Here is a 26,438-nt window from a genome sequence, read left to right as displayed (position 1 = left end):
CGTGTACGGACTGACGATCTTCAGCGCGGGCTCCGGCCCCGAGCGGTTCCGGCGGGCCGCGGACCTCGCCGTCCGGGCCGAGGCGGCCGGGTTCGACGCCGTCTGGACCGGCGAGCTGTACAACCGCTCGGCCACCATCCCGATGGCCGTGCTCTCCCAGGCCACCGAGCGGGTTCGCATCGGCTGCAACATCGCCTACGGCGTCGGCCGCACGCCGCTGGTCTGGGCGGCCGAGGCTCGTGACCTCGACGAGCTGTCCGGCGGACGGCTCGTGCTCGGCCTGGGCAACGGCACGCCGCGGATGATGGAGGACTGGCACGGCGTCAGCGGCGAAGCGCCCGCCGAGCGGATGGAAGAGCTGGTCACCGTCCTGCGGAAGCTGTGGCGGCTGCACGAAGGCCCGGTCGAGCACGACGGCCGGTTCTACCGCGTCCACCTGCGCCCGACCGCCGACACGGCGCCGCCGATCCAGGAGCGGCTGCCGATCTGGACGGCCGGGGTGAACCGCCGCATGGTCCGCGTCGCGGGCCGCGTCGCCGACGGCCTGGTCGGGCACCCGATGTACACCGGCCGCTACATCAGCGAGATCGTGCGGCCGGAGCTGGAGGCAGGGCTGGCCGAGACGGGCCGGGACGCCGCCGACCTGACGCTGATGGGCATCCTGATGTGCGCCGTCGACGAGGACGAGCAGGCCGCGCGCCGCCGGCTCGCGTTCGCGGTGGCCCAGTACGCCGCCTCACGCGTCTACGACCGGCTCTTCGCCCTGCACGGCTGGTCTTCGGCGCAGGAGCGGATCCGGGAGGCCGTCCGTGCCCGCGACGAAGCGGCCGTGGTCGCGGCCGTCCCGGACGACGTGCTCGACGCGGTCGGGGTGGCCTGCCGTCCGGCCGACGTGGCCGCGCGGGTGGCCGAGCACGCCCGCGACTACGACCACCTGAACCTCGTCGTCCCGCCCTGGGGCCTGAAACCGGAAGAGGCCGAAGCGGCGACGCTCGCGGTTCTCGAAGGGATGCGCTGATGGAGACCATCGACCTGACCCGGCCCGCCGAGGGCGTCGTGCTGGCGACGCTGAATCGGCCGGACCGGTACAACGCGATGACCGTGACGATGTTCGCCGAGCTGGAGGAGCTGGCGTTCACCCTCGGCGAGGACGACGACGTCCGCGCGGTCGTCCTGACCGGCGCAGGGAAGGCGTTCTGCGCGGGCTACGACCTCGACGACGCCGACGAGCTGGCCGGCCTGACGGCGCTGGGCATGCTCGACCGTCAGGAACGGGCCGCACGAGGGCTTTCCGCTCTGCGCGCATTGCGGGTGCCGGTGATCGCCGCGGTGAACGGCGCCGCCGCGGGCGGCGGGCTTTCGCTGGCGCTGGCCGCGGACATCCGCCTGGCCGCGCGCTCGGCGAAGTTCAACGCCGCGTTCGTCCGCATCGGACTGTCGGCGGGCGACCTCGGCGCGTCCTGGCTGCTGTCCCGGACGATCGGGCCCGCGCTCGCCGCCGAAATCGCCTACACCGGCCGGTTCGTCCTGGCCGACGAAGCCGAGCGGATCGGGCTGGTCAACCGCACGGTCGACGACGACGTCCTGCTCGACGAGGCCCTCGCGATGGCCGGGCTGATCTGCGCGAACTCCCCGGGTGGCGTCCAGCTGTCGAAGCGGGCGCTGCAGGCGAACATGGAGATCGGCTCGTACGCCGCCGCGCTCGAACTGGAGAACCGCGGCCAGGCGCTGCTGACCCGCGGCGAGGACATGCCCGAAGCGCTCGCCGCCTTCAAGGAGAAGCGCGCGCCGAACTTCACCGGACGTTAGGAGACCGCCGTGCCCGACTTCCGGACGCTCCTCGTCGAGGAGCCCGAACCCGGCGTCCTGCTGCTCAAGCTGAACCGGCCGGACCGGCTGAACTCCATGACCGTCGAGATGTTCGGCGAGATCCGCACCGCCGCCCGGGCGTTGCGCGACAGCGGCGCCCGCGCGCTCATCCTCACCGGCGCCGGCGAACGCGCGTTCTGCGCCGGGTTCGACCTCGCCGAGATCGAGGTCATCACGCGCATGGGCGTGCGGGAGTTCCTCAAGTTCCAGGAGCTCGCGACCGGCGGGCTCGCCGCGCTGCGGCAGCTGCCGTTCCCGGTGATCGCCGCGATCCACGGCGCCGCGTCCGGCGGCGGGCTGTCCCTGGCGCTGAGCGCGGACATCCGGCTCGCCGCGCCGACGGCGAAGTTCAACGCCGCCTTCGTCAAGGTCGGGCTGTCGGCGGGGGAGCTGGGCACGTCGTGGCAGCTGACCCGCCTGGTCGGGCCTGGCCGGGCGGCCGAGATCGCTTACACGGGGCGGATTTTCGAAGCTGGGGAGGCCGAGCGGATCGGCCTGGTGAACCGGGTCGTGCCGAGCGAGCGGCTGCTCGGCGAAGCGCTCGAGCTGACGCGGCAGATCGCGGGGAACTCGCCGGGCGGCGTGAAGCTGTCGAAGCAGGCCTTGCAGCGCAACCAGGAGATCACGTCGTACGCCGGGGCGCTGGAGCTGGAGAACCGCGGGCAGGCGCTGCTGACCCGTGGCGAAGACATGACCGAAGCGCTGGCCGCGTTCAAGGACAAGCGCCGGCCGCAGTTCACCGGAAGGTAAGGCATCCATGACGACGCTCGGAGACATCGACCCCGGATTCGGGCCGGCCGACGACCTCCGGCACCGGCCCGCGCCGGGCGGCCGGATGCGCGACAGCCTGTTCTGGGAAATGATCCTGCCCGACGAGCAGCTGGGCTTTCAGGTGTACCTGTACCTGACCGACCGCGGCAAGACCGGCTACAACGTGTCGGTGTGGGGACCGGAGCCGGTCGCCGTGAAGCTCGCGCAGGGCGTGGTCGGCGACGACGCGGACCTCGACAACTTCCACTTCGAAGGGCTCGGCGTCAAGCAGCCCGAGCTCCGGCGCACCGCCTCGGTGTCCTACACGAGCGACGACGTCAAGCTGGAGTACGACTTCACGGCGTCGCACGACGCGTTCAGCTACCGGTCGAACCCGGACGGGCTGCCCGCGTGGTTCGCGGAGAACCGCCTGGAGCAGACCGGGCACGTGACCGGCTTCCTCGAGGTGGCCGGCCGTCGCGTCACCCTGGACCGCAAGGGCCACCGCGACCACTCGTGGGGTGTGCGGAACTGGGGCGTGCCGCACCACTGGAAGTGGTTCATCGCCTACACCGAGAGCGGCCGGGTGGTGAACGGCTGGATCTGGATCGCCCGCGGCGAGTGGGGTTTCGCGGGGTACGTCGTCAAGGACGGCGTCACGATTCCCGTGTCGCACATCCGCCACCACGCGGACTACCACGACGACATGACGCAGAAGCGCCTGGAGGCCGACGTCGTCGACATCACCGGCGAGACGACCCACCTGGTGCTGGACGCGTTCGGAGTCGTGAAGCTGCCGACGCGCGACCCGATGGGAACGGTCATCTACGAAGCCGCGTGCCACGCGACCATCGACGGCGAGGAGGGGGCCGGGCAGTTCGAGACGCACTGGCCGGGGCAGTATCTCCAGCACCTGATCGAGAGCACCCGGTGACCTGGGACTGGGACGCGACTTCGCGGGCCGCGTTGGAGAAGTTCCTGGCCACGCAGGGGTTGTGCACGGGCCCGGTGACGACCCGCCGCATCGGCGACGGCCATTCGAACCTGACGTTCCTGGTGTCGGACGGCGCGCGCCAGGTGGTCGTCCGCCGTCCCCCGCCACCCCCGGTCCCCCCGGGCGCGCACGACATGCTGCGGGAGGCCCGGCTGATCGGCGCCCTGGCGGGCACGGACGTCCCGGTGCCGGAGGTGCTGGCGGTGGCGCCGGCGGTCTTGGACGTCCCGTTCTACGTCATGAGCCACGTCGAAGGCCCGGTCGTCACCGAGCGGACGCCGTCCCCGCTGGACACGCCGTCTTCGCGGCGCCAGATCGGCTTCGCGCTGGCGGACACGCTCGCGGCGCTGCACGCGGTCGACTGGCGTTCCCGCGGCCTGGCCGACCTGGGCCGCCCGGAGGGGTTCAACGCGCGGCACTTCCGCCGGATGGCCCGGCTGGTCGCGGACACTGGTGGTGACCCGCCACCGGAGTTCGCCGAGGTCCACGCGTGGCTGGCCGCGCACGTGCCCCCGGAGTCCGGCGCCTCGATCGTCCACAACGACTACCGGCTGGGCAACGTGATCCTGGCGGCCCCGGGTCGCATCGCGGCGGTTTTGGACTGGGAGCTGGCGACAATCGGCGACCCGCTTTTCGACGTCGGCTACTTCCTGGCGTCTTGGCCTTCGCCGGACGAACCTCTGACGCCGACGGAGGAGCTGGGGGTGGCGGCGCTGGAGCCTGGCTATCCTACTCGGGCGGAGCTGGCTGCGCGGTACGCCGAAAGGACTGGTCGTGATCTGTCCACACTGGACTGGTACACGACGCTGGCACTGTGGAAGCTGGCGGTGTTGTACGAGTACGGCCGACAGCGGGCGGTGGACGAGTACTACGCGGACCCGGGGTTGGTGAAGTCGTTCCTGGAAGCAGCCCAACGCGCGACCGGATGCTGAGACGAAGGAAGGGCCCGGAGTCATCACGGGCCCTCCCTTCGTGGCTTGCTCAGACCGACCGCTGCGACTTCGCCGCCGCGCTCGCCGCTTGCGACCGTTCCCGAACTTCCCGCCAGTCCTCATCGGACAGTGACGTCAAGCCCGCGAACGTGCCCGGCCCGGCCAATCTCTGCCCACCATCCATCGCGATCGTCTCGCCCGTCAAGTAGTTGCAGCCGTCCGAGAACAAGAACACCGTCAGGTTCGCCAGTTCCTCGATCGTGCCCGCGCGGCCCATCGGGATCTGGTCGACCTGCGTCGCGCCGACCGCGCTGCTCTCCGTCGGGTTGAGCATCTCCCACGCGTAGTCCGTCGGGATCGGGCCCGGGGCCAGCGCGTTGAGGCGGATCCCGTAGCGCGCCCACTCCACCGCCAGGGACATCGTCATCGCGTGGACCGCCGCCTTGGCCATCGCCGAGGGCACCACGAACGCCGAACCCGACCACACCCACGTCGTCAGCGTGGACAGGACCACGCCGGGCCGCCCCTCGGCGATCCAGCGGCGGCCGGCCGCGTGCGTCGTGTTGAACGAGCCGTTCATCACCGTTCCGCTCACCGCCTCGAACGCCCGCGCGCTCAAGCTCGCCGTCGGGGCGATGAAGTTGGCCGCCGCGTTGTTCAGCACGCCGGTCAACGGCCCGTGGCGGTCCCAGATCTCCGCCATCGCCGCGTCGACCAGGTCGGCCTTGCGGACGTCGACGGCCTGGAAGTGCGCGCCCGCCTCGGCCGCCGCCTCCGCCAGCACCGCTTCGCGGCGGCCCCACAGGTGCACCTCCGCCCCGTGGTCCGTCAGGTACCGCGCGACGCCGCGGCCGAGCCCCGTGCCGCCGCCGGTGATGAGGATCCGCTGGCCGGACAGCACGTCCGGGGCGAAGATCGCCTTCATCCGCCCACCTTCCCGATCAGAGCCCGAAGCTCTTGCCGATGATCTCGCGCTGGATTTCGTTGGCCCCGCCGTAGATCGGCGGCGCGAGCGCCTTCCGCACCTGGCTCTCCATGCCGTACTCGCGCGCGTACCCCGCGCCGCCCATCAGCTGCATCGCCTCCAGCGTCGCGAGCTTGGCGACCTCGGTGCACTTGAGCTTGGCCATCGCCCCTTCGCGGGCCAGCTGGTCCTCCTCGCCGGCGTCGATGCGCTCGGCGACGTCGTAGACGAACGCGCGGCTGCACGCGATCTCCGTCGCGAGGTCCGCGATCCGGTGCCGGACGGCCTGGAAGCTCCCGATGGTCCGGCCGAACTGCTCCCGCTCGCGCACGTAGGCGACGACGTCGTCGAGCGCCCGTTCCGCCGCCCCGAGCGACATCGCGGCGATGATCAGCCGCTCGACGCTCAGCCCGCGCATGAGGTGCCGCCACGCCTGGCCCACCTCGCCGACGACGTTCGCGGCTGGCACCCGGACGTCGGTGAAGTACAGGTCGTTGACCGTGTGGGCCGCCATCGTCGCGATCGGGCGGATCGTCAGGCCCGGCGCGTCGGCCGGCACCACCAGCAGCGTCAGGCCGTCGTGCTTCTTCGCACCGGACGACGTGCGGGTGAGCACCAGGACGTGGTCGGCCAGGTGCGCCGCCGTGGTCCACGTCTTCTGGCCCGTGATGACGTAGTCGCCGCCGTCGGCGACCGCCTTCAGCCGGGCCGAGCCCAGGTCGGAGCCCGCGCCCGGCTCGGACAGCGCGATGGCCTCGACCCGGCCCCGGCACAGGCCGCCGATGACCTCTTTCTTCTGCTCCTCGGTGCCGTAGCGCAAGTACGTCTGCGCCGCGGTGAGGCCGGTCCCGTAGGCGTGGATCGGGGCGAGGCCGCGGGCCGTCTCCTCGAGGAAGAGGCATTCCTCGACCATGCCCGCGCCCGCCCCGCCGTACTCCTCGGGCACGGAGACGCCGAGCCAGCCGTGCCCGGCCAGGCGCTCCAGAAGCTCCCGGCTGGTGTCCAGCTCGCCGCCCTCGGCGAGGGCTTCGCGTTGCGAACTCGTCCCGCACTCGCGGGCGCAGAACTCGCGTACCGCGGTGGCGAACGCCTGTTGCTCTTCGGTGAACCGCATCGTGAACGACCGTTATCAGTTTCCGCGGAACGCGGAAAAGTCCGGGGTGCGCTTCTCGCTGAAGGCGGTGATGCCCTCCAGGGCCTCGGCCGACTCGCCGAACGTCTTGAGGTAGGAGTACGCCAGCTGGCCGGTGGAGGCGAACTGCTCGGTGTCGGTGTTGAACGACTGCTTGAGCACCTTGAGCGAGGTGGGGGAGAGGGCGAGGATCTCGTCGGCCCACCTGCGCACCTCGTCGTGCAGCTCGGCGGCGGGCACGACCTGGTTGACCAGGCCCCAGTTCTCCATCTGGGCCGCGGTGTAGCGGCGGCACAGGAACCACACCTCGCGGGCGCGCTTCTCGCCGAGGATCCGGGCCAGGTACCCGGTGCCGAAGCCGGCGTCGAAGGAGCCGACGCGCGGGCCGTTCTGCCCGAACTTCGCCGTGTCGGCGGCGATCGTCAGGTCGCACAGCACGTGCAGCACGTGGCCGCCGCCGATGGCGAAGCCGTTCACCGCGGCGATGACCGGCTTGGGCACGTCCCGGATGACGTGGTGCAGCGCGTCGATCTCGAACAGGCCGGAGTCCGACGGGCCGTAGTCACCGGTCTCGGCGCGCTGCTTCTGGTCACCGCCGGTGCAGAACGCCTTGTCGCCGGCGCCGGTCAGGCAGATCACGCCGACCTCGTCGCTGTTCCAGGCCCGCTTGAACGCCTTGACGAGCTCGTCGACGGTGCGGGCGCGGAAGGAGTTGTACCGCTCGGGCCGGTTGATCGTGATCCACGCGAGGCCGTTGTCGACCTTGTACGTCACGTCGGTGAACTCGTCCATCGGCGAGTGGTCCTTTCGTCATCGGAAGAACGGCGAGACGGCGGCACCCTCGCGACCGCCCACGACCGAACCTAAGTCTGTGAACGATCGTTATCAAGGGTGCCGCCGTCGGTGACCAGGGATTTCTCCCCAATGGGAGAGCCCGGCTACCCCTTTTGCGGGTCGAGGTAGACGGTCTTGAAGACCTGGTAGGAGTGCAGGCCCTCGGGCCCGAGCTCGCGGCCGAGCCCGCTGGACTTGATCCCGCCGAACGGCGCGGTGGGGTCGTTGACGTAGGCGTTGATCCCGACCGTCCCCGAAGCGACCCGGCGGGCGACCGCCTCACCGCGGTCCGGGTCGGCGGTCCAGACGGTGCCGCCGAGCCCGTACTCGGTCGCGTTGGCGATCGCCACGGCCTCGTCCTCCGACGAGTACGGGATCACCGACAGGACCGGGCCGAAGATCTCCTCCTGCGCGATCGTGTGCCCGTTGTCGACGTCGGCGAACACCGTGGGCTCGACGTACCAGCCGCGGTCACGGCCGGCCGGACGACCACCGCCGGCGGTCAGCCGGGCCCCGTCGCCGAGCCCCTTCGCGATGTAGGACTCGACGCGGTCGCGCTGCCGCGACGACACGAGCGGGCCCAGCTGGGTGTCCTCGTCGAGGGGATCGCCGATGCGCAACGACTTCGCCAGGTCGCTGACGGTGTCGACGATCTCGGCGTACCGCGACCGCGGCGCGAGGACCCGGGTGCCGAGCCAGCAGATCTGGCCGTTGTTGAGCAGGGTCGCGGCGAAGAAGCTCTCGATCGTCGACGCCAGGTCGGCGTCGTCGAGGACGATCGCCGCCGACTTGCCGCCCAGCTCCAGGGTCACCGGCCGCAGCAGCCGCCCGCACGTCTCGGCGATCGAGCGCCCGGCCGCCGTCGACCCGGTGAACGACACCTTGTCGACGCCCGGGTGCGACACGAGGTACGCGCCGAGCTCGCGCCCGCCGGGGACGACGCTGAGCACGCCCTCGGGCAGTCCGGCTTCCGCGGCGGCCTCGCTCATCAGCAGCGCGTCGAGCACCGTCTCCGGCGCGGGCTTGAGCACGACCGTGCAGCCCGCGGCCAGCGCCGGGGCGAGCTTGAGGAACGTGATCGCCTGCGGCACGTTCCACGGCACGATCGCGCCGACCACCCCGACCGGCTCCCGCAGCACGCGGGAGCTGCCGCCGAACATGCCCGGCCGGGTCTCCTCCTGCGGCGAACCGGTGACGAGTCCGGCGAAGTAGCGCAGCAGCACCGGCGGGAAGCCGCCCTCGAACTGCTGGGCCAGGCCGATCGGCATGCCGTTCTGGGCACTGACGCGCCGCGAGGTCTCGGCGCCGCGCTTCTCGAGCGCGACGGCGAAACGTTCGAGGACTTCGGCGCGCCGCGACGGCTCCCAGCGCGGCCAGCCCGCCGGGTCGTCGAACGCGCGCCGGGCGGCCGCGACGGCGTCGTCGATGTCGGCCTTGGCACCGTCCGGGACGCTGCCGAGCACCTCCTCGGTGGCCGCCGCGTGCACGGTGATCCGCCGGCCGGTGGCCGGGGCGGTCCACGTGCCGCCCACGTACAGCTGGTCGTAGTCGATCGTCATGACTGCTCCCGGGTTCCCTCGTGCACGAGCACGATCTTGACGGCGTCACCCCGGTGCTGGGCGGCCACGGCTTCGTTGATCCGGTCGAACGGCATGGTGGTGACGAGCTTGTCGAACGGGAACCGGCCGGTCCGGTGCAGTTCGAGCAGCTGCGGGATGAACACGTCGGGGTCGCTGTCGCCCTCGACGATCCCGATCACGCGCACGCCCAGCACCTGCGCCTGGATGAGGTTCAGCGCCAGCGCGGCCTCGGGGTCGGCGGGCACGCCGATGATGCCGACCGTGGCGCGGTGCGCGAGGGCCTGCATCGCCTGCTGCAGCACGTCGGCGATGCCCGTGGTGTCGATCGCGTAGTCGGCGCCGCCGGGCACGATCGCCCGGACCTGGTCGGCGAGCGGCCCGGCGGCCGGGTCGAGCGCGTGCGTCGCGCCCAGGGACAGGGCGAGGTCACGGCGTCCCGCGTGCGGCTCGACGACGATGATGTGCGCGAGCTCCCGGACCACTCCGGCCAGCACGGCGGACAGGCCGACCGAACCGCCGCCCAGCACCAGCAGCGCCGATCCCGGCCGGCAGTCCATCGAGTTCAGCACCGCGCCGGCACCGGTCTGCACCCCGCAGCCCAGCGGGCCCAGCACGGCGAGCGGCGCGTCGCCGGGGACCTTGACGAGGTTGCGCTCGTGCGCGATCGCGTGCGTGGCGAACGACGACTGCCCGAAGAACTCCGACCCCAGGGGAGTGCCGTCGTCGTGCAGGGTGCTGCGGCCGTCCGGCCGCGCGCCGCCGAAGTTGTAGGCCATGAACTCGTGGCAGTACGCGGGTTCGCCGCGCTCGCACTCGCGGCATTCGCCGCAGCTGTTGAAGCTCAGCACCACTTTGTCGCCGACCACCACCTTGGTGACGGACTCGCCGACGGCGGTGACGACCCCGCTGCCCTCGTGCCCGAACACGCCGGGCAGCGGGAACGGCAGGTGCCCGTCCTTGGCGGCGAGGTCGGTGTGGCAGAGCCCGACCCCGGCGATCTCGACGACGACCTCGCCGGGTCCGGGATCGTCGAGCGTGACCCGCCGCAGGGTGAACGCGCCACCCAGCTCGGTGGCCACGGCGGCCGTGATGTCCATGCGCACTCCTTTGTCCGGAAGGGGAAGGGGGATCAGCCGTTGGTGCCCGGCACGGTGACGCGCACCCCGGGGCAGCCGTCGGAGAGGATGAGCTGGCACGACAGCCGTGAGTTCGGCCGCGCGCCGTCGGCGTACTCGAGCAGCTCGCGCTCCTCGTCGGTCGGATCGTCGAACGTGGACTGTCCGGTTTCGACGAACACGTGGCAGGTGGCGCACGAGCAGCTGCCACCGCATTCGGCGACGATGCCGGGCAGGTTGTTGCGGACCGAGCCGTCCATCACGCTCTGTCCACAAGGGACCTGTACTCGGTGGACGCTGCCGTCGGGGAGCTCGTAGGTGACGTCGGGCACGGGTTTCCTCCGGGTGATCAGGCGACGGCGTCGCGCAGCGGGGTCGACGGGTCGGCCAGCCGGGCCGGGTCGAGCCGCGTGCCGGCCGCGAGGAACTTCTTGCCCGCCATGAACTCGGCGGGGCTGTTGGCCGACTCGACGGCGGTCAACGCGCCGCCGTCGAGGTGGAACAGGGCGAACCGGCCGGTCGCGGGGTCGCCGCGGACGACGGTGCTCGGCTCGGCCGGGACGAGCCCGGCGATCTTGAGCTTGAGGTCGAACTGGTCGGACCAGAACCACGGCACCTCGGCCGGGTTCGGTGCGCCGCCGGTGATCGTGGCGGCCGCCTGGCGGGCCTGCTCGGTGGCGCCGGGGATGCTTTCGAGCCGGACGCACCCGGCCCGGCGCGTGACGTCGCCGATCGCGAGCACGTGCGGGTCGCTGGTCCGGGCGTGCTCGTCGACGACGACACCGCGGTCGCAGTGCAGGCCCGCCGCGAGCGCCAGCTCCTGACGCGGTCGCGCGCCGACCCCGACGAGAACGGCTTCGCACGGGATCTCCGTGCCGTCGTCGAGCACGGCGGCCGCTACCCGGCCGGCCCGTCCGGCGAGCCGCCCGAGCCGTGCGCCGGTGACGATCCGCGTGCCCCGGGCGCGGTGGTGCCCGGCGAGGATCTCGGAGAGCCGCGGGCTGGCGACGCGGGCCAGCACCCGCTCTTCCCGTTCCAGCACGGTGACGTCGACGCCGTTCGCCCGCGCGACCGCGGCGACTTCGAGGCCGATGTACCCGCCGCCGACGATCACCAGCGCCCGCCGCTCTTCGACGCACTCGCGCAGGATCCGGGCGTCGGCGAGGGTGCGCAGCGAAACGACCCCGGCCAGGTCGGCGCCGGGCAGCGCGAGCCGCCGCGGGCTCGCGCCGGTGGCCAGCACGAGGTGGTCGTACGGGTGGGTGTCGCCGGACGCCGTGCGTACCCGGCGTCCGGCGAGGTCGAGGGTGACGACGTCCTCGCCGAGGCGCAGGGTGATGTCCTGCTCCCGGTAGAACTCGGCCGGGCGCAGCCACTGTTCGAGCTCGCCGTGGGCGAACTTCTTCGACAGCGGAGGCCGGTGGTAGGGCAGGTCCGCCTCGTCGCCGAACAGCTCGACCGGGCCCCGGTGGCCGGCCTGCCGCAGCAGGCCGGCCAGGGTGGCGCCGCCGTGACCGGCCCCGACGATCAGGACCCGCTCGCTCACGCCAGCTCCAGCCGCACGGGCAGCTTCCGCAGCCCGCCGACGAAGTTCGTCATCACCGCCTTGCGCTCACCCGCGATCTCGACGTTCTTCAGCAGCGGCAGCAGCTCTTCGAACATGATCCGCAGCTCCAGCTTGGCCAGGTGCTGGCCGATGCACATGTGCGGGCCGTAGCCGAAGGCGATGTGCCGGTTGGGCTTGCGGTCGAGGCGGAACTCGTCGGGGGCGTCGAAGACGTCGGTGTCGCGGTTGGCCGACTGGTACAGCAGCATGAACCGGTCGCCCTTGCGGATCCGCTGCCCGCGCAGCACGTAGTCCTGGGTGGCCTGGCGGGTGAACTGCTTCACCGGCGAGACCCAGCGCAGGCTTTCGTTGACGAGGTCCGGGATGAGCGCGGGGTTCTCCCGCACCTTCGCCAGCTGATCGGGGAACTGGGCGAGTGCCTCGATCGCGCCGGACATCGTGCTCGACGTCGTGTCGTGGCCGGCGGTGGCGATCGCGATGAACCAGCCGTAGGCGACCTCCTTCGGGTAGTACTCGCCGTCCGGCTTGCGGGCGCGGGCGATGATCGTGGCGAGGTCGTCCCCGGGGGCGGCGCGCCGGTCCTCGACGAGCTGGTCGAAGTAGGCGTAGAAGTCGTTGATCGCGGCGGACCACTGCTGCGCGGCGGCCTCCGGGGTGAGCGGTTCGATGTCCTCGCGCTGGGCGTCCGGGTCGGCGGTGCCGAAGAACTCCTGCGTCAGGGCCATCATCCGCGGCTCGTCCGCTTCGGGGACGCCGAAGAGGCTCATGATCACGTGCAGCGGGTAGTAGACGGCGAAGTCCTGGACGAAGTCGAGGTCGTTGCCGCCGCTGCGCAGGTGCTTCGCGATGGCCTCCTTGGCCAGGGTCCGGATCCGGTCCTCCCACTTCTTGAGGTTGGCCGGCCGGAACCAGTCGTTCGCGATGTCCTTGACCGCGGTGTGCTCGGGCGGGTCGAGGTAGGTCAGGGTCTCGAGGATGCGCAGGCTGCCGCCGGTGAGCTGCCGGGTGAACGCGTCGCCGGCCTGGTTCTGCAGGATCGGGTTGTGCGAGCCGGGCTCGTCCCCGCCGCCGCTGGTGAACACGTGCGGCTGCCGCTCGATCTCCATGATGTCGGCGTGCTTGCTGACCAGCCAGACGCGGTCGTAGCCCTCGACGTCGGCCTGGCCGAGCGGCTGGTTCTCCCGCAGCCACCGGTAGGCCTCGAACAGCGGGACGTCGTAGCGGTGGCCTTCGGGCAGGACGACCTGCCGCGCGATCTCGTCCGGGATCGGGCGGGTGGTGACCTCGGGCGTGGTGGTCATGCGGGTTCCTCCGGGAAGACGGGCGACGGTGCACGTTATTGGTCCAATCTTTGGGCCAAGAGACGTGGCGTGCATCACCCCCGGGGAAGAGATTTCTCCCCCGTGCCTCTCCCGGAGACGGCTACCGGCGGATCAACGCGTGGTAGCGCGACGTCGCTTCGGCGCGGTTGGCCACGCCGAGCTTGCGCAGCACGCTCTTGACGTGCGACTTCACCGTTCCCGGCGCGACGAACAGCTCCGCCGCGATCTCGGTGTTGGTCCGCCCGCGGACCAGGTGCCGCAGCACGTCGAGCTCGCGACGGGTCAGCGCCGCCAGCGGGCCTTCGAGGTGGCCCAGCGGGTCGGCCGGGGTGGTGGGCGCGGCGAGCACGTCGGGGCCGAGGAAGCCGTCGAGGAGGTCGTCCACCGAGCGCGTCTGCTCCCGCAGCCGTTCCCGCAGGCTGCCGAGCTGCTCGAGGAACACGACGCGCTCGAACACGCAGCCGACGCCCTCGGCGAACAGGCCGATCAGCCGCTGGTCGAACTCGTCGACCTTCGGGCGTTCGGCGTGCTGGTCGGCGTGCAGCAGGCCGACGACCTCGCCGCGGCCGACCAGGGGCGCGACGACGTAGTCCTGGGTCCGCGCGAGCGTGATCAGCCGGTGGTGCACCCGCGGGTTGTGCTGGGCGTCCTCGACCAGCACCGGCAGCCGCTTGCGCACGACCTCGGTCTCGGGCAGCTCGCGGCCGATCCGCCCGGGCAGCGACGACCCGACCTCGACCAGGTCGCGCGCCAGCTGGGGGTCGTCGTGGGCGAACGCCGCCCGCGCGCTCCACTGCGGGCCGGACACCCGGGACAGCAGGGCGCGCCGGTAGCCGAGCCGGTTGATCTCGACCGGGATCTGGGTGGTCAGGTCGCGCAGCGACGTCACCGAGCGCAGCCGGGCCAAGGCGTGCTGCACGCCGGTGAGGGTGGCGGCGCGGGCTTCGAGGCGGAGGTCCCGGATGGCGGTGAGGGTGCTCCCGAGCCGGGGGAGTGCGGCCGCCAGCCGGTCGGCGGCTATGCCTTCGCCGTGGCCGAGCTGCCGCAGCACCCGGTGTTCGGCCGCGCGGAGGGCGGATTCCGCGGAGGCCAGGTCACGGACCCCGCTCGCGAGGTCGGGGTCTCCGGTAAGCGTCGCGACGATGCGCAGGAGGTCCCGCGCGGTCCGCAGGATCGCGTCGGCCGGCTGCGGAGCGTGCCAGCGGGGCGGCCCGGGGTGAACGTCGTCGGTCACGGCCGGCTCCCTTCGTCGGTTGCTCTGTTCGGCCGAGTCTGACGGCGCCCGTGGGGAATGCCCAGCCGGGAGGGATTTTTGCTCCCCAAGGGGAGAGAAGAACCCTCCCGATGGGGGTCGAATCGCCCCCGCCGGTGCGGCAGGGTGGGCCGACTGAGGAGGCGCCGATGCCCGACGCGAAGTTCACCCTGCCCACCGACGTGACCGCCTACCGCTGGGACCCGGACGGCGCGCCGGCCGGGGTCGTGCAGCTGACCCACGGCATGGGCGAGCACGTCCTGCGCTACGACCGGGTCGCGCGCGCGTTCACCGCGCGCGGGTTCGCGGTCTACGGCCAGGACCACCGCGGCCACGGCGCGTCGATCACCGGCGAGCCCGGCGACCTGGGCCCGGACGGCTGGCCGGCGCTGGTCGCCGACCTCGGCGTGCTCACCGCGCGGGCCCGTGCCGAGCAGCCCGGCGTGCCGGTGGTGCTCCTGGCCCACAGCATGGGCTCGTTCGCCGCGCAGCAGTACCTGCTCGACCACTCCGCCGACGTCGACGCGGTGATCCTCACCGGCACCGCCGCGCTGGACGTCCTCGAGCCGGCGTTGGATCTCGACCAGCCGCTGGACCTGGCGATGTTCAACGCGCCGTTCCAGCCGCAGCGCACGGACTACGACTGGCTCAGCCGCGACGAGTCCGAAGTGGACGCTTACGTGGCGGACCCGCTGTGCGGCTTCGGAATCGACACGGCGAGCACCAAGGCCATGTTCGCGGGCGCGCGCCGGCTCGCCGACCCGGCCGAGGTCGCGCGGATGCGTTCGGACCTGCCGGTGTACCTGGCGGTGGGCGACCAGGACCCGGTGAACGGCAACCTCGCCCTGTTCGACGTCCTGGTGCAGCGCTACCGGGACGCGGGACTGAAGGACGTGACCACGCGGGTGTACCCGGGGGCCCGGCACGAGATCCTCAACGAGACGAACCGCGCCGAGGTCGTCGCGGACATCGTGGGGTGGACGGAGCAGGCGGTCTAGCGGGGTTCGGGCTGGGCGCCGGGGCGCGCCGTCGCCTGCCGGAGGCGGACTGCGCGGCCGGGGTCAGAAGTCCAGGTCGAAGTTCGTGACGTACCAGGCTTCCTTGAGCTTCTGCAGGCTGAACGTGATGTTCGTCTGGCCCGGCTTCACGCCGGCGGAGTGGGAAAGGACGATGTCGTCGAGGGTCTTCCCGTCGACCGAGATCTTGCCGGCGGGGATCTTCGTCGAGTCGCCCGTCGCGGCCGGGCCCGTGACCTCGACCTGGGGTGGGTTCGCCGCGTTGTCCGGCTTGAACGCGGTGCGCAATCCGTCGAGCACTTTGCGCATCGATTTCATCGTTTTGTCTTCGCCGGCGCACGTTTCGGGGGAAAAGACCTTCGGCGGGGTCTGGTCGGCATCGGCCATGACGGCGCAAGCCTGGGCGAAGTTGCCGGAAACGACCGCGCCGACCCACCGGGCCAGCGCTTGTTCCGCGGTCGACACCGCGGCCGTCGCATCGGTGGCCGGCGCGTTTTCGCTGCTGGTCGCGGCCGGCGTGGAGGGCGCGGGAACGTTTCCCGTGGCATTCGACGATTTCGCGGCGCAGGACACGGTCAAAGCGGCGGCCAGCACTGTGACACCGATCGCCCGAATAGTCACATATCTGGGGGTTTTCGTCAGCATGCGGAGATCATGCTGATGATCCGCGGCGCTGTCCACCATTCTTCTTCGGCGGGGCCGTCGAGTCGCGGACGGTGAGGGTGACGTCCAGGGTCACCGGCCGGCGCGGGCGGGTGCGGTGCTCGATCGCCTCCATCAGCATCGCGACCGCCGTCGCTCCCTTGCGGCCGATGTCCTGGGTGACCGTGGTGAGCTTCGGCGTGACGTACTTGCTGAACTCCAGGTCGTCGAACCCGACGACGGACACGTCGGCCGGAACCGTCGCCCCCGCCGAAGCCAGGCCTTCCATGATGCCGACCGCCAGCACGTCCGCGGTGGCGAACACGGCCGTCGTGCCCGGATGCCGGTCCAGGAGAACCCTTCCGCGGCCGAACCCTTCGTCGTGCGTGGTGTTGACGACTTCGACCAGCTCCGGGTCCCACGGCGTCCCGGCGTCGGTGAACGCCGCCCGGAAGCCGTCGAACCGTTCGCGGACCACGCCGGCGCGGCCGAAGGCGGGCCCGGCGAACACGATCTTCCGGTGGCCGAGCTCCAGCAGGTGCGCGGCGGCGAGGCGGGCGCCGACGAAGTCGTCGGACCGCGGGCCGGTCGTGAGCCGGTTGCGCGAGTAGCTGTCGATCGCGACCATCGGGACCGGCCCGGCCGTGGCCTTGGTCAGCTTGTCGATCTGCTCGTCGACGAACCCGAGCAGGATCGCGCCGTCGAGGCTCCACGAGTGCAGCGCCTCGGTGACCTCCTCGAGCCGCGCGATGCCGCGCAGCAGCAGGTGGTAGCCGGACTTCCGCAGCTCCCGCTCGACGTGCCCGGCGATCGCCATGTGGTGCGGGCTGATCATGAGACTGTCCTCGTCGGCCGCCGGCACCAGCAGGCCGATCAGCTTCGAGGAGCTGCTGGCGAGGCTGCGCGCCGACGCGCTGGGGACGTACCCCATCTCCGCCGCGATCCGGTGCACGCGCTCCCGGGTGGCGACCGAAACCCGCGCCGCCTTGCCGTTCATCACGTTCGACACGGTCATCATGCTGACGCCCGCCTCTTCGGCGACCTCCCGCAGTGTGACCCGCACGCGCACCGTCCTTCCCGACTCCGGTGTTGACAGCCTAGCAAGCGCACATTACCGTCCTGCCATCAGGTATAGCGCTAAACCGTCGAGGGGGACCGTTGACGACGCTCAGCTCACCGGCCGTGGCCGAGCCGCGGGAAACCGGGCAGGACCTGTGGTGGCGCAACGCCGTGGTGTACCAGGTGTACCCGCGCAGCTTCGCCGACGGCGACGGCGACGGCACCGGCGACCTGGCCGGCGTCCGGTCCCGCCTGCCGTACCTGGCCTCGCTCGGCGTCGACGCCCTGTGGTTCACCCCCTGGTACGCCTCGCCCCTGGCCGACGGCGGCTACGACGTCGCCGACTACCGGGCGATCGACCCCGCGTTCGGCACGCTCGCCGAGGCCGAAGCCCTGATCGCCGAGGCGCGCGAGCACGGGATCCGGACCATTGTGGACGTCGTCCCGAACCACGTCTCGGACCAGCACGCGTGGTTCCTCGACGCGGTGGCCGCCGGGCCGGGATCCCCGCAGCGGCAACGCTTCTGGTTCCGGGCGGGGCGGGGCGAGCACGGCGAGCTGCCGCCGACCGACTGGCCGTCGACGTTCGGCGGGCCGGCCTGGACCCGGGTGACCGAGCCCGACGGCCGGCCGGGGGAGTGGTACCTGCACCTGTTCGCCTCGGAACAGCCCGACCTGAACTGGAGCCACCCGCAGGTGCGGCGGGAGCACGAGGACGTCCTGCGCTTCTGGTTCGACCGCGGGGTGGCCGGGGTGCGGATCGACTCGGCGACCATGCCGGTCAAGGACCCGGCGCTGCCGGAGCTGGACGGCGAAACCGGCGCGGGTCACCCGTTCGTGGACCGGGACGAGGTGCACCAGATCTACCGTTCCTGGCGGGCTGTCGCCGATTCCTACCCCGAGAAGCGGGTGCTGATCGGGGAGGTGTGGCTCGACGACCCGGCCCGGTTCGCCCGCTACCTGCGGCCGGACGAGATGCACAGCGCGTTCAACTTCGACTTCATGCGCCGCCCGTGGGACGCGGAGCAGCTGCGGGAGTCGATCGCGGAGACCCTCGCCAGCCACCGGCCGGTGCTGGCCGCGCCGACGTGGGTGCTGTCCAACCACGACGTCACCCGGCCCGTCACCCGCTACGGGCGTGCGGACAGCTCGTTCCTGCACGCCCGCACCTTCGGCGTCCCGACCGACCTCGAACTCGGGCACCGCCGGGCGCGCGCCGCGGCGCTGCTGTCCGCGGCCCTGCCCGGGTCCCTCTACATCTACCAAGGCGACGAGCTCGGCCTGCCCGAAGTGGACGACCTGCCGGCGGAAGCCCGCCAGGACCCGGTCTTCCGGCGCACCGGCGGTGCCGACCCCGGCCGGGACGGCTGCCGGGTCCCGCTGCCGTGGGGCGAAACCGGGGCCAGCTATGGCTTCAGCACTGATCCGCACGCGACGGCGTGGCTGCCGCAGCCCGCGACGTGGGCCGAGCTTTCGGTGCGGCGCCAGGAAAGCGCGCCGTCCTCGATGCTGATGCTCTACCGCGCCGTCCTGGACCTGCGCCGCACGCTCCCGGCGCTGGCCGGGGAGGACTTCGCCTGGCTGGAGCCGGCGCCGGGCGTGCTCGGCTTCCGGCGCGGCGAGGACTTCGCCTGCTTGGTCAACTTCACCGCCGAGGCCCGGCCGCTGCCCCCGCACGCGGAGGTCCTGCTGGGCAGCGGCGAGCTTTCCGGGCTGCTGCCCGCCGACACGGCCGTCTGGCTACGCCTTCAGTAGTTAAGGAGGGACACTGATGTCCTCGAAAACCCTCACCATCGTGCTCACCGCCGCGTTCGGGCTCGGCGTGCTCACGGCCTGCGGCACCGACAGCGGCGGGGACACCACCGCCGACGGGAAGACCGTCGTCAAGGTCGCCCTCGAGCCCGGCCAGGACAAGAGCGCCGTCGACGCGTTCACCGCCCGGGTCGCCCAGTTCGAGCAGACGAACCCCGGGATCGACCTGGTGGTCCAGGAGTTCAAGTGGGACCCCACGAAGTTCACCGCGCAGCTGGCCGGCGGTACGCTGCCGGACGTGGTGACCGTCCCGTTCACCGACGGGCGCGGCCTGATCGAGCGCCACCAGATCGCCGACATCAGTGCCGACGTCGCCCAGCTGCCCTACGCCGGGAAGTTCAACCCGGAGGTGGCGAAGACCGGCCAGGACGCCCAGGGCAAGCAGGAAGCGATCCCGATCGCGGCCTACACCCAGGCTCTGCACTACAACCGCACGCTGTTCAAGCAGGCCGGTCTCGACCCGGACAAGCCACCGTCCACCTGGGACGAGGTCCGCACGGCCGCGAAGCAGATCGCGCAGCGCACCGGCGCCGCCGGGTACGCCCAGATGACCAAGGACAACACCGGCGGCTGGATCCTCGTCACCCAGGACTACGCGTTCGGCGGCCGCACCGAGAAGCTCGACGGCGACAAGGCCACCGCCACGATCGACACGCCGCAGCTGCGCCAGGTGCTGCAGAACCTGCGCGCGATGCGCTGGGACGACGACAGCATGGGCGCGAACTTCCTCTACGACTGGAACGGCATCAACCAGGACTTCGCCGCCGGCCGGATCGGCATGTACGTCTCCGGCGGCGGCAACTACAAGGACCTGCTGTCCCAGAACGCGATCAAGCCCGCCGACTACGGCGTGACCGCGCTGCCGCTCACCGGCCCGGACGCCGGCGCGCTCGGCGGCGGCACCCTCGCCGTCGTCAACGTCAAGGCGTCGAAGAAGACCCAGTCCGCCGCGGTGAAGTGGATCGACTTCTACTACCTGCGCAAGCTGACCGACCAGGCCGCGGCCGAGGCCGACGCGAAGACCAACGCCGACGCGAAGCAGGCCGTCGGCTCGCCCGAGCTGCCGGTGTTCGACAAGGCCACCTACGACGAACGGCTGCGGTGGATCAGCCGGTACGTCACCGTGCCGCTGGCGCAGATGACCCCGTACACCAGCAAGATGTTCGGCCAGCCGCTGCTGCCCGAGCCCACCCGGGCGACCCAGAAGGTCTACGGGGTGCTGGACACCGTGGTGCAGAAGGTCCTCACCGACCAGGGCGCCGACGTCAACGCGCTGCTCGCGGACGCCCAGACCCAGGTGCAGGCCCTGCTGGACCGGCCGTGACGACCGCGGCCCCGCCCCGGATCGACGCGCCCGCGCCGGTCCGGGAACGAGCCCGGCGAAGGCCGCTGCGATGGGTGCGCCGCGGCGGCCTCGCCCCGGTGCTGTTCCTGCTGCCGGCGCTGGTCGTCTTCGGGATGTTCGCCTGGCTGCCCATCGGCAAGTCCGCCCTGATGAGCTTCCAGCGGACCAACCTCGTCACCGCGCCGGTGTTCGTCGGCCTGGACAACTACCGGACCGTGCTCGGCGACCCGATGTTCTGGACCGCCGTCGGCAACACCGGCCTGTTCGCGCTGCTGGCGTTGCTGATCGGCTATCCGATCCCGCTCGCGCTCGCCGTCCTGATGAGCGAGGTCCGGAAGGGACGGGGCCTGTTCAGCGCGCTGGCCTACCTGCCGGTGGTGATCCCGCCGGTCGTGGCCGTGCTGCTGTGGAAGGTGTTCTACGACGCCGGCCCGGACGGCCTCTTCAACCAGGTCCTCGGCCTGGTGGGGATCGGGCCGGTGCCGTGGCTGCAGTCCGCGTCGACCGCGATGGGCTCGCTCGTCATCGAAGCGACCTGGGCCGCGGCCGGCAGCACCGTGATCATCTACCTCGCCGCGTTGACCAGCGTGCCGCCCGAGCTGTACGAAGCCGCCGAGCTCGACGGCGCGACCATCCGCGGCAAGGTCCGGCACGTCACGCTCCCGCACCTGCGCGGCGTGCTGCTGACGACGTTCATCCTGCAGATCATCGGCACCACGCAGGTGTTCCTCGAACCGTTCCTGTTCACCGGCGGCGGCCCGGCGCACGCGACCACGACCATCCTGCTGCTGATCTACAACTACGCGTTCGCCGACAGCCTCGGCGGGGACTACGGCGCGGCCACCGCGCTCAGCGTCCTGCTCGCCGGGACCCTCGCGCTCTTCTCCGCCGTCTTCCTGCGGCTGACCCGTTCCTGGAGCACGTCATGAGCGGCGGCGTCGACCGTGGGCTGATCGCCCCCACGGAATGGCGGCGGCCGGGCGTCCGACGGCTCACCCGGACGCTGCAGGGCGCGCTGCTGGCCGCGTTGTTCGCGGCCGGGCTGGGCCCGCTGCTGTGGCTGGCCAAAGCCGCGGTCACACCCACCCAGGACACCCTGCGCGACCCCCTCGCGCTGTGGCCGCACGGCATCGACTTCGCCAACCTCGTCACGGCGTGGACCCGCGTCGAGGTCGGCAAGTACTTCCTCAACACGATCTGGGTGGCGCTCGGCGCGTGGCTGGTCCAGCTGCTCGTCGCGACGACCACCGGGTACGCCCTCGCCGTCCTGAAACCCCGCTACCGCAAGGTCGTCACCGCGGTCGTGATGGCGACGCTGTTCGTGCCGTCGGTCGTGCTGCTGGTGCCGCTGTACCTGAGTATGGTCGACTTGTCGCTGATCAACACGTTCTGGGCGGTGTGGCTGCCGTCGGGGGCCAACGCGTTCAACGTGATCCTCGTGCAGCGGTTCTTCGCGAACCTGCCGAGTGAGGTGTTCGAAGCGGCCAGGGTGGACGGCGCCGGGCCGCTGCGCATCTTCCTGTTCGTCGTGCTGCCGATGTCGAAGCCGATCCTCGGCGTGGTGTCGGTGTTCGCCGTCATCGCGTCCTGGAAGGACTTCCTCTGGCCCATGCTGGTGCTGCCCGACCCGGCGGTGCAGCCGCTTTCCGTGCGGTTGCCCGCGTTGCAGACCTTCGTGGAGCTCGACGTCTTCCTGGCCGCACTGGCCATCGCCACGGTCATCCCCGTGGCTCTCTTCCTCGTGTTCCAGCGCCTGGTGCTGCGCGGCGACGCGCTCAGCGGCGCGGTCAAAGGCTGACTCCTCTAGCCCATTTCGGGAGCGACTCATGAAGAAACCGTTATTGCTGCTGGCGGTCACCGCGGTCGTCGCGTCGTTCGCCACCGCACCACCGGCCGCCGCGGCGACGACGACGAGGCTGGAAGCCGAGTCCGCCGCGCTGTCCGGTGGCGCGGTGACCCAGGACGATCACCCCGGCGCGAGCGGCGGCCGGTTCGTCGGCGGGTACGTCGACGGCAACCGCGGCACCGCCAAGACCGACTTCACGGTCAGTTCCACCGGTGGCTCGACCACGCTCGTCCTCGGCTACGCCAACGGCACCGGCTCGACCCGGACGTTGTCCCTGACGATCGACGGTGCCGCCCGGCAGATTTCTTTGCCCGCGACGGCGAACTGGGACACCTGGGGCCAGGCGAGCACGACGGCCACGCTGCCGTCCGGCACTCACCACGTCGCCTACTCGTTCGGTACGGCCGACAACGGCAACGTCAACCTCGACTACCTCGACGTGACCACCGGATCGACGTCGGAATCGGGTGCGCTGGAGGCGGAGTCCGCCGCCTTGACGGGCGGTGCGGTCGTGGCGACCGACCACGTGGGCTACACCGGCAGCGGGTTCGTCGGCGGGTACACCGACGGCAACCGCGGTACCGCGAAGACGACCTTCTCGGTGACGGTCACGGGTGCCACGAACCTCACCCTGCGCTACGCGAACGGAAGCGGCGTCACGCAAACGCTTTCCCTGCTGGTGGACGGCGTCAAGCTGCGGCAGGTCTCGTTCCCCACGACCGCGAACTGGGACACGTGGGCGACCGAGACCGAGACGCTCTCCGCGGGCGCCCACACCGTCGCCTACTTCTACGACACCACCGACAGCGGGAACGTCAACCTCGACAACCTGTCCGTGTCGGCGAACACTCCGGCCGGTCCTGGCGAAGCCGAGAGCGCGTTCCTGTCCTCCGGCGCGACCCTCGCCACCGCGACTTCCGGCTACAACGGCAACGGGTACGTCGCCGGCTTCGACCACGTAGGCGCGCGAGTCATCCGGACCGTCGTCATGGCTTCGGCCGGCACCGCGACCGCCACCGTCCGGTTCGCCAACACCAGCGGTGCGAACCGGGTGCTCGCGGTGTCCGCCAACGGGCAGGACGCCGGCAGCGTCTCGCTGACCTCAGGCACCGGCTGGCGCACCACCACGGTTTCGGTGCCCATGCGCGCGGGTCTGAACACGCTCGGCCTCGCGAGCACGTCCGCGACCGGAGGCGATGTGCTCGTCGACAGCGTCACCGTCGGTGGCGAGACGGCGGCCGCCACTCGCGGCGCGACCACCCCGTACACCGAGTACGAGGCCGAAGCGGGGACCCTCGCGGGCGGCGCCACCACGCCGGCGGCGGATCGCACCTACCGCACGGTGCCGTCGGAAGCGAGCGGCCGCCGCGCGGTACGGCTGAGCGGCACCGGCCAGTCGGTCGCCGTCACCCTCACGAAACCGGCGAACGCGGTCGTCGTGCGGTTCTCGATCCCGGACTCCGCCGACGGAACCGGCACCACGGCGCCGCTGGCGCTCTACGCGAACGGCACCAAGGTCAAGGACCTCACGCTGACGTCGCAGTACAGCTGGGTCTACGGCGACTACCCGTTCAGCAACACGCCGTCGCAGGGGCTGGCGCACCGGTTCTTCGACGAGGTCCGCACCACGATCGGGGACTTCCCGGCCGGCACCGTGCTGAAGCTGCAGAAGGACTCGAGCGCGGTGTCGACCATCGACGTCGATCTCGTCGACGCCGAGCAGGTACCGGCCGCCCTGCCCGCACCGGCCGGCTCGTTGTCGATCACCTCGTACGGCGCCGTGCCGGACAACGGCTCCGACGCCACGTCCGCGATCACGGCGGCGATTTCGGCGGCCCGGTCGCAGAACAAGCCGCTCTACGTCCCGGCGGGAACGTTCCGGATCAGCGCGCCGATCACCGTCGCCGACGTGAAGATCTTCGGCGCCGGGCCGTGGTCGTCAGTGCTGCAAGGTACTGGCCTCAAGGGCGGGTTCTTCGCGAGCGGCTCGAACGTGACGATCGCCGACCTGGCGATCTTCGGCGACAACCGCACCCGCGACGACGCGAACGGGAACGCCGCGCTGGAAGGCAACTTCGGCACCGGCTCGCTGCTGCAGAACCTCTGGGTCGAGCACACGAAGGTCGGGCTCTGGGCCGACTCCGGCACCGACGGCCTGTACGCCGTGGGCCTGCGCATCCGCGACACCTACGCGGACGGCGTCAACATCCACGCCGGCGGCGGGGTCACGAACAACGTCCGCGTGGACCAGTCGGTCCTGCGCACCACGGGTGACGACGCACTGGCGATGTACTCCGAGGGCAACGCCGTGACGAACAGCGCGTTCACCGCGAACACCGTGCAGTCGCCCATGCTGGCGAACGGCGTCGGCATCTACGGCGGCACGAGCAACCGCGCGGAGGACAACCTGATCAGCGACACCGTCGCGGCGTCGTCGGGCATCGCGGTGAGCACCCGCTTCAACCCGGTGGCGTTCAGCGGGACCACGGCGGTGCGACGGAACACCCTGGTCCGCACCGGCGGGGACGAGCCCAACTGGAAGAAGCCGTTCGGAGCCGTGCAGATCTTCGCGCTGACCAAGGACATCAGCGCCCCGATCGTGCTGGCGGACCTGACGATCACGGACACCACCCGGCAGGCCGTCCAGGTCACCGACGAGCGCCTCGACCCGGGCGCGGCCATCGTCGGCCGGAAGATCACCCAGCTCAGCCTGGACCACGTGATGATCACCGGCGCCGGCACCTACGGGATCGACCTCAGCTCGGCGGGGTCGGGTTCGGTGTCGAACACGTCGGTGACGGGCGCGGCGTCCGGCGGGCTGACCAACCCGGGCGGTTTTTCACTCGTCCGAGGGACGGGGAACTCGGGATTCTGACCGCGTGGCGAGGTGCGGGGGACACGGAATGGTCTGCCGCGGCGGGTATTCTGCCGCGGCAGACCAGGCCGTCGTGCTACTTCGGGTCGAGGACGAACACCGGGATCTGCCGGTCGGTCTTCGTCTGGTACTCGGCGTACGACGGGTAGGCCGCCACCGCGCGCTCCCACCACTCGGCGCGCTCGGCGCCCTCGACCTCGCGTGCCGCGTAGGTCTTCGTCGTGGTTCCGTCCTGCAGGGGGAACTCCGGGTGCGCCTTGATGTTGTGGTACCAGACGGGGTGCTCCGGGGCGCCGCCCTTGGACGCCACCACCGCGTAGCTGCCCTCGTGCTCCACCCGCATGACCGGGGTGTAGCGCAGCTTGCCGGTCTTCGCGCCGCGCAGCGTCAGCAGCACGATCGGCGACCCGAGCACCTCGATCCCCTCGGTGGTTCCGGTCTCCAGGATCGTCTTGGTCTGACCCTGCACCCACTCGGTGGGACTGAATTCTGCGGTTTCGTCGGACATGCCCTTGATCAACACCCCGGACCCGGGTTTCATTCCCGGGCCCTCCCGCGGAGGGGACCTTCAGCGAGCGCGGAGCCGGGGGAACAGCGCCTCGGCGGCCGTGCGGTCGACGTCGGGGAAGCGTTCGGCGCCGGGGCCGTCGTAGGCGGTGAGGTACCGGTCGAACTCCCCGCGCCACTCCTTCGGCGCGAAGGGGAAGTCGCTGCCGTAGAGGACGTGGCCGGGTTCGGCGAACGCGAACAGCGACGGGAGCGCGGTCGGCGACGCGGACAGGGCCGTGTCGAAGTAGAACTTGCGCAGCCCGGCCATGATGCTTTCCGGGGTGGTGCCGGGGTTGAACATCGCCGCGCCGGTGAAGCGGTGCGCGGCGAAGGGCAGGAAGCCGCCGGCGTGCGACAGGATGATCCGCAGGTCCGGATGCCGGTCGAACACGCCGTGGGCCACCAGGTCGAGCGCGGTGCGCGTGGTGTCGAACGGGAAGTCCAGCAGGGGACTGGGCAGGCCGTCGAGCCGCGGGATCGGCGGTTCGGCCGGGTGCACGAACACCACGGCGTCGCGGGCGGCCAGTTCCGTCCACAGTGGCTCGTACGCCGGGTGGCCCAGGTAGCGGCCGTCGGAATTGGACAGCAGGACGACGCCGTCGGCGTGCAGTTCGTCCAGTGCCCGCGCCGCCTCGGCGACCGCGCCGTCGAAGTCCGGCAGCGGGAGCACGGCGAAGTGCCCGAACCGGCCGGGAGTGTCCTTGACCAGCTCCGCCTGGAAGTCGTTGATCTCGCGGGCCAGGTCGCGGGCCGCGGCGTCGTCGCCGAAGTGGACGCCCGGCGCGCTGATGGACAGCACCCCGGTGGCGATCCCCGCCTCGTCCATCATCGCGAGCGCGGCACCGGGGCTCCACGCGGGCATCGGCCACCCGCCCGCGGTCCGGCCGCTGTCCGCCAGCGCCTGCTGGTACCGGGCCGGGATCAGGTGCTGGTGGACGTCGATGCGGTCATTCATGATGTCTAGCCTCCTAATAGCTAGGTTG

24 protein-coding genes are annotated in these 26,438 nt (G+C 71.4%); 11 read left to right on the top strand and 13 right to left on the bottom strand.

Features of this window, described 5'->3' with window-relative positions:
• The first annotated feature begins 1 nt into the window (after position 1).
• From ACZ7PG_RS05200 to ACZ7PG_RS05180, 5 genes are read left to right on the top strand one after another with little or no spacing between them, the layout of a single operon-like run.
• Positions 2-1,018: an LLM class flavin-dependent oxidoreductase gene (locus tag ACZ7PG_RS05200; protein WP_470237827.1), complete on the top strand. Its 1,017-nt coding sequence runs from the start codon at positions 2-4 to the stop codon at positions 1,016-1,018.
• On the top strand, positions 1,018-1,809 hold the full coding sequence (locus ACZ7PG_RS05195; protein WP_470237826.1) for an enoyl-CoA hydratase/isomerase family protein: 792 nt from the start codon (positions 1,018-1,020) through the stop codon (positions 1,807-1,809). The genes ACZ7PG_RS05200 and ACZ7PG_RS05195 overlap by 1 nt, the downstream gene beginning before the upstream one ends.
• A gap of 9 nt (positions 1,810-1,818) precedes the next feature.
• Complete coding sequence (locus ACZ7PG_RS05190; RefSeq protein ID WP_470237825.1) at positions 1,819-2,619, top strand: enoyl-CoA hydratase/isomerase family protein; 801 nt, start codon at positions 1,819-1,821, stop codon at positions 2,617-2,619.
• Positions 2,620-2,626: 7 nt separating this feature from the next.
• A complete protein-coding gene (locus ACZ7PG_RS05185) occupies positions 2,627-3,553 on the top strand; it encodes a DUF7064 domain-containing protein (RefSeq protein ID WP_470237824.1) in 927 nt (308 codons plus the stop codon).
• On the top strand, positions 3,550-4,545 hold the full coding sequence (locus ACZ7PG_RS05180; protein WP_470237823.1) for a phosphotransferase family protein: 996 nt from the start codon (positions 3,550-3,552) through the stop codon (positions 4,543-4,545). Before ACZ7PG_RS05185 ends, ACZ7PG_RS05180 begins: the two co-directional genes overlap by 4 nt.
• Before the next feature lie 49 nt (positions 4,546-4,594).
• On the opposite strand, the gene ACZ7PG_RS05175 is transcribed toward ACZ7PG_RS05180, so the two are convergent.
• The 9 genes from ACZ7PG_RS05175 to ACZ7PG_RS05135 form a co-directional block, all read right to left on the bottom strand.
• A complete protein-coding gene (locus ACZ7PG_RS05175) occupies positions 4,595-5,470 on the bottom strand; it encodes an SDR family oxidoreductase (protein WP_470237822.1) in 876 nt (291 codons plus the stop codon).
• A gap of 16 nt (positions 5,471-5,486) precedes the next feature.
• A complete protein-coding gene (locus ACZ7PG_RS05170; RefSeq protein ID WP_470237821.1) occupies positions 5,487-6,623 on the bottom strand; it encodes an acyl-CoA dehydrogenase family protein in 1,137 nt (378 codons plus the stop codon).
• Between the two features lie 15 nt (positions 6,624-6,638).
• A complete protein-coding gene (locus ACZ7PG_RS05165; RefSeq protein ID WP_470237820.1) occupies positions 6,639-7,433 on the bottom strand; it encodes an enoyl-CoA hydratase-related protein in 795 nt (264 codons plus the stop codon).
• 146 nt (positions 7,434-7,579) lie between these two features.
• A complete protein-coding gene (locus ACZ7PG_RS05160; protein ID WP_470237819.1) occupies positions 7,580-9,034 on the bottom strand; it encodes an aldehyde dehydrogenase in 1,455 nt (484 codons plus the stop codon).
• Positions 9,031-10,152 (bottom strand): NAD(P)-dependent alcohol dehydrogenase, encoded by a 1,122-nt coding sequence (locus ACZ7PG_RS05155; RefSeq protein WP_470237818.1) that lies wholly within the window; start codon positions 10,150-10,152, stop codon positions 9,031-9,033. Before ACZ7PG_RS05155 ends, ACZ7PG_RS05160 begins: the two co-directional genes overlap by 4 nt.
• A 32-nt stretch (positions 10,153-10,184) precedes the next feature.
• Positions 10,185-10,502 (bottom strand): 2Fe-2S iron-sulfur cluster-binding protein, encoded by a 318-nt coding sequence (locus ACZ7PG_RS05150; RefSeq protein WP_470237817.1) that lies wholly within the window; start codon positions 10,500-10,502, stop codon positions 10,185-10,187.
• Positions 10,503-10,519: 17 nt separating this feature from the next.
• A complete protein-coding gene (locus tag ACZ7PG_RS05145) occupies positions 10,520-11,716 on the bottom strand; it encodes an NAD(P)/FAD-dependent oxidoreductase (protein WP_470237816.1) in 1,197 nt (398 codons plus the stop codon).
• The gene (locus tag ACZ7PG_RS05140) at positions 11,713-13,038 is read right to left on the bottom strand and encodes a cytochrome P450 (protein ID WP_470237815.1); all 1,326 of its coding nucleotides are present in this window, start codon (positions 13,036-13,038) and stop codon (positions 11,713-11,715) included. The genes ACZ7PG_RS05145 and ACZ7PG_RS05140 overlap by 4 nt, the downstream gene beginning before the upstream one ends.
• Positions 13,039-13,159: 121 nt before the next feature.
• Positions 13,160-14,293: a helix-turn-helix transcriptional regulator gene (locus ACZ7PG_RS05135; protein WP_470237814.1), complete on the bottom strand. Its 1,134-nt coding sequence runs from the start codon at positions 14,291-14,293 to the stop codon at positions 13,160-13,162.
• A gap of 167 nt (positions 14,294-14,460) precedes the next feature.
• Here ACZ7PG_RS05135 and ACZ7PG_RS05130 point away from each other — a divergent pair, with 167 nt between their 5' ends.
• Entirely contained in the window at positions 14,461-15,309 is an 849-nt protein-coding gene (locus tag ACZ7PG_RS05130) for an alpha/beta hydrolase (RefSeq protein WP_470237813.1), read from the top strand.
• A gap of 63 nt (positions 15,310-15,372) precedes the next feature.
• Here the strand turns inward: ACZ7PG_RS05130 and ACZ7PG_RS05125 are convergent, their stop codons facing one another.
• Together ACZ7PG_RS05125 and ACZ7PG_RS05120 are read right to left on the bottom strand one after the other, a co-directional pair.
• Complete coding sequence (locus ACZ7PG_RS05125) at positions 15,373-16,008, bottom strand: hypothetical protein (protein WP_470237812.1); 636 nt, start codon at positions 16,006-16,008, stop codon at positions 15,373-15,375.
• Entirely contained in the window at positions 15,980-17,032 is a 1,053-nt protein-coding gene (locus ACZ7PG_RS05120) for a LacI family DNA-binding transcriptional regulator (RefSeq protein WP_470237811.1), read from the bottom strand. The genes ACZ7PG_RS05125 and ACZ7PG_RS05120 overlap by 29 nt, the downstream gene beginning before the upstream one ends.
• A 95-nt stretch (positions 17,033-17,127) precedes the next feature.
• Between ACZ7PG_RS05120 and ACZ7PG_RS05115 the strand changes: the two genes are divergently transcribed.
• From ACZ7PG_RS05115 to ACZ7PG_RS05095, 5 genes are read left to right on the top strand one after another with little or no spacing between them, the layout of a single operon-like run.
• Positions 17,128-18,783, top strand: a complete 1,656-nt coding sequence (locus ACZ7PG_RS05115) for a glycoside hydrolase family 13 protein (RefSeq protein WP_470237810.1) — start codon at positions 17,128-17,130, stop codon at positions 18,781-18,783.
• A 16-nt stretch (positions 18,784-18,799) separates the two neighbouring features.
• Positions 18,800-20,164, top strand: a complete 1,365-nt coding sequence (locus ACZ7PG_RS05110) for an ABC transporter substrate-binding protein (protein WP_470237809.1) — start codon at positions 18,800-18,802, stop codon at positions 20,162-20,164.
• Positions 20,161-21,114: a carbohydrate ABC transporter permease gene (locus ACZ7PG_RS05105; RefSeq protein ID WP_470237808.1), complete on the top strand. Its 954-nt coding sequence runs from the start codon at positions 20,161-20,163 to the stop codon at positions 21,112-21,114. Before ACZ7PG_RS05110 ends, ACZ7PG_RS05105 begins: the two co-directional genes overlap by 4 nt.
• Positions 21,111-21,983 (top strand): carbohydrate ABC transporter permease, encoded by an 873-nt coding sequence (locus ACZ7PG_RS05100; protein WP_470237807.1) that lies wholly within the window; start codon positions 21,111-21,113, stop codon positions 21,981-21,983. The genes ACZ7PG_RS05105 and ACZ7PG_RS05100 overlap by 4 nt, the downstream gene beginning before the upstream one ends.
• Positions 21,984-22,011: 28 nt before the next feature.
• On the top strand, positions 22,012-24,906 hold the full coding sequence (locus ACZ7PG_RS05095) for a carbohydrate-binding protein (protein WP_470237806.1): 2,895 nt from the start codon (positions 22,012-22,014) through the stop codon (positions 24,904-24,906).
• A 76-nt stretch (positions 24,907-24,982) separates the two neighbouring features.
• On the opposite strand, the gene ACZ7PG_RS05090 is transcribed toward ACZ7PG_RS05095, so the two are convergent.
• The gene (locus ACZ7PG_RS05090; protein WP_470237805.1) at positions 24,983-25,414 is read right to left on the bottom strand and encodes a nitroreductase family deazaflavin-dependent oxidoreductase; all 432 of its coding nucleotides are present in this window, start codon (positions 25,412-25,414) and stop codon (positions 24,983-24,985) included.
• Between the two features lie 60 nt (positions 25,415-25,474).
• Positions 25,475-26,410, bottom strand: coding sequence for an amidohydrolase family protein (locus tag ACZ7PG_RS05085; RefSeq protein ID WP_470237804.1), 936 nt, complete (start codon positions 26,408-26,410; stop codon positions 25,475-25,477).
• Between the last annotated feature and the right edge of the window lie 28 nt (positions 26,411-26,438).

Source organism: Amycolatopsis sp. NPDC114504 (genome assembly GCF_055633595.1).
This window is presented reverse-complemented; position numbering and strand designations above follow the sequence as displayed.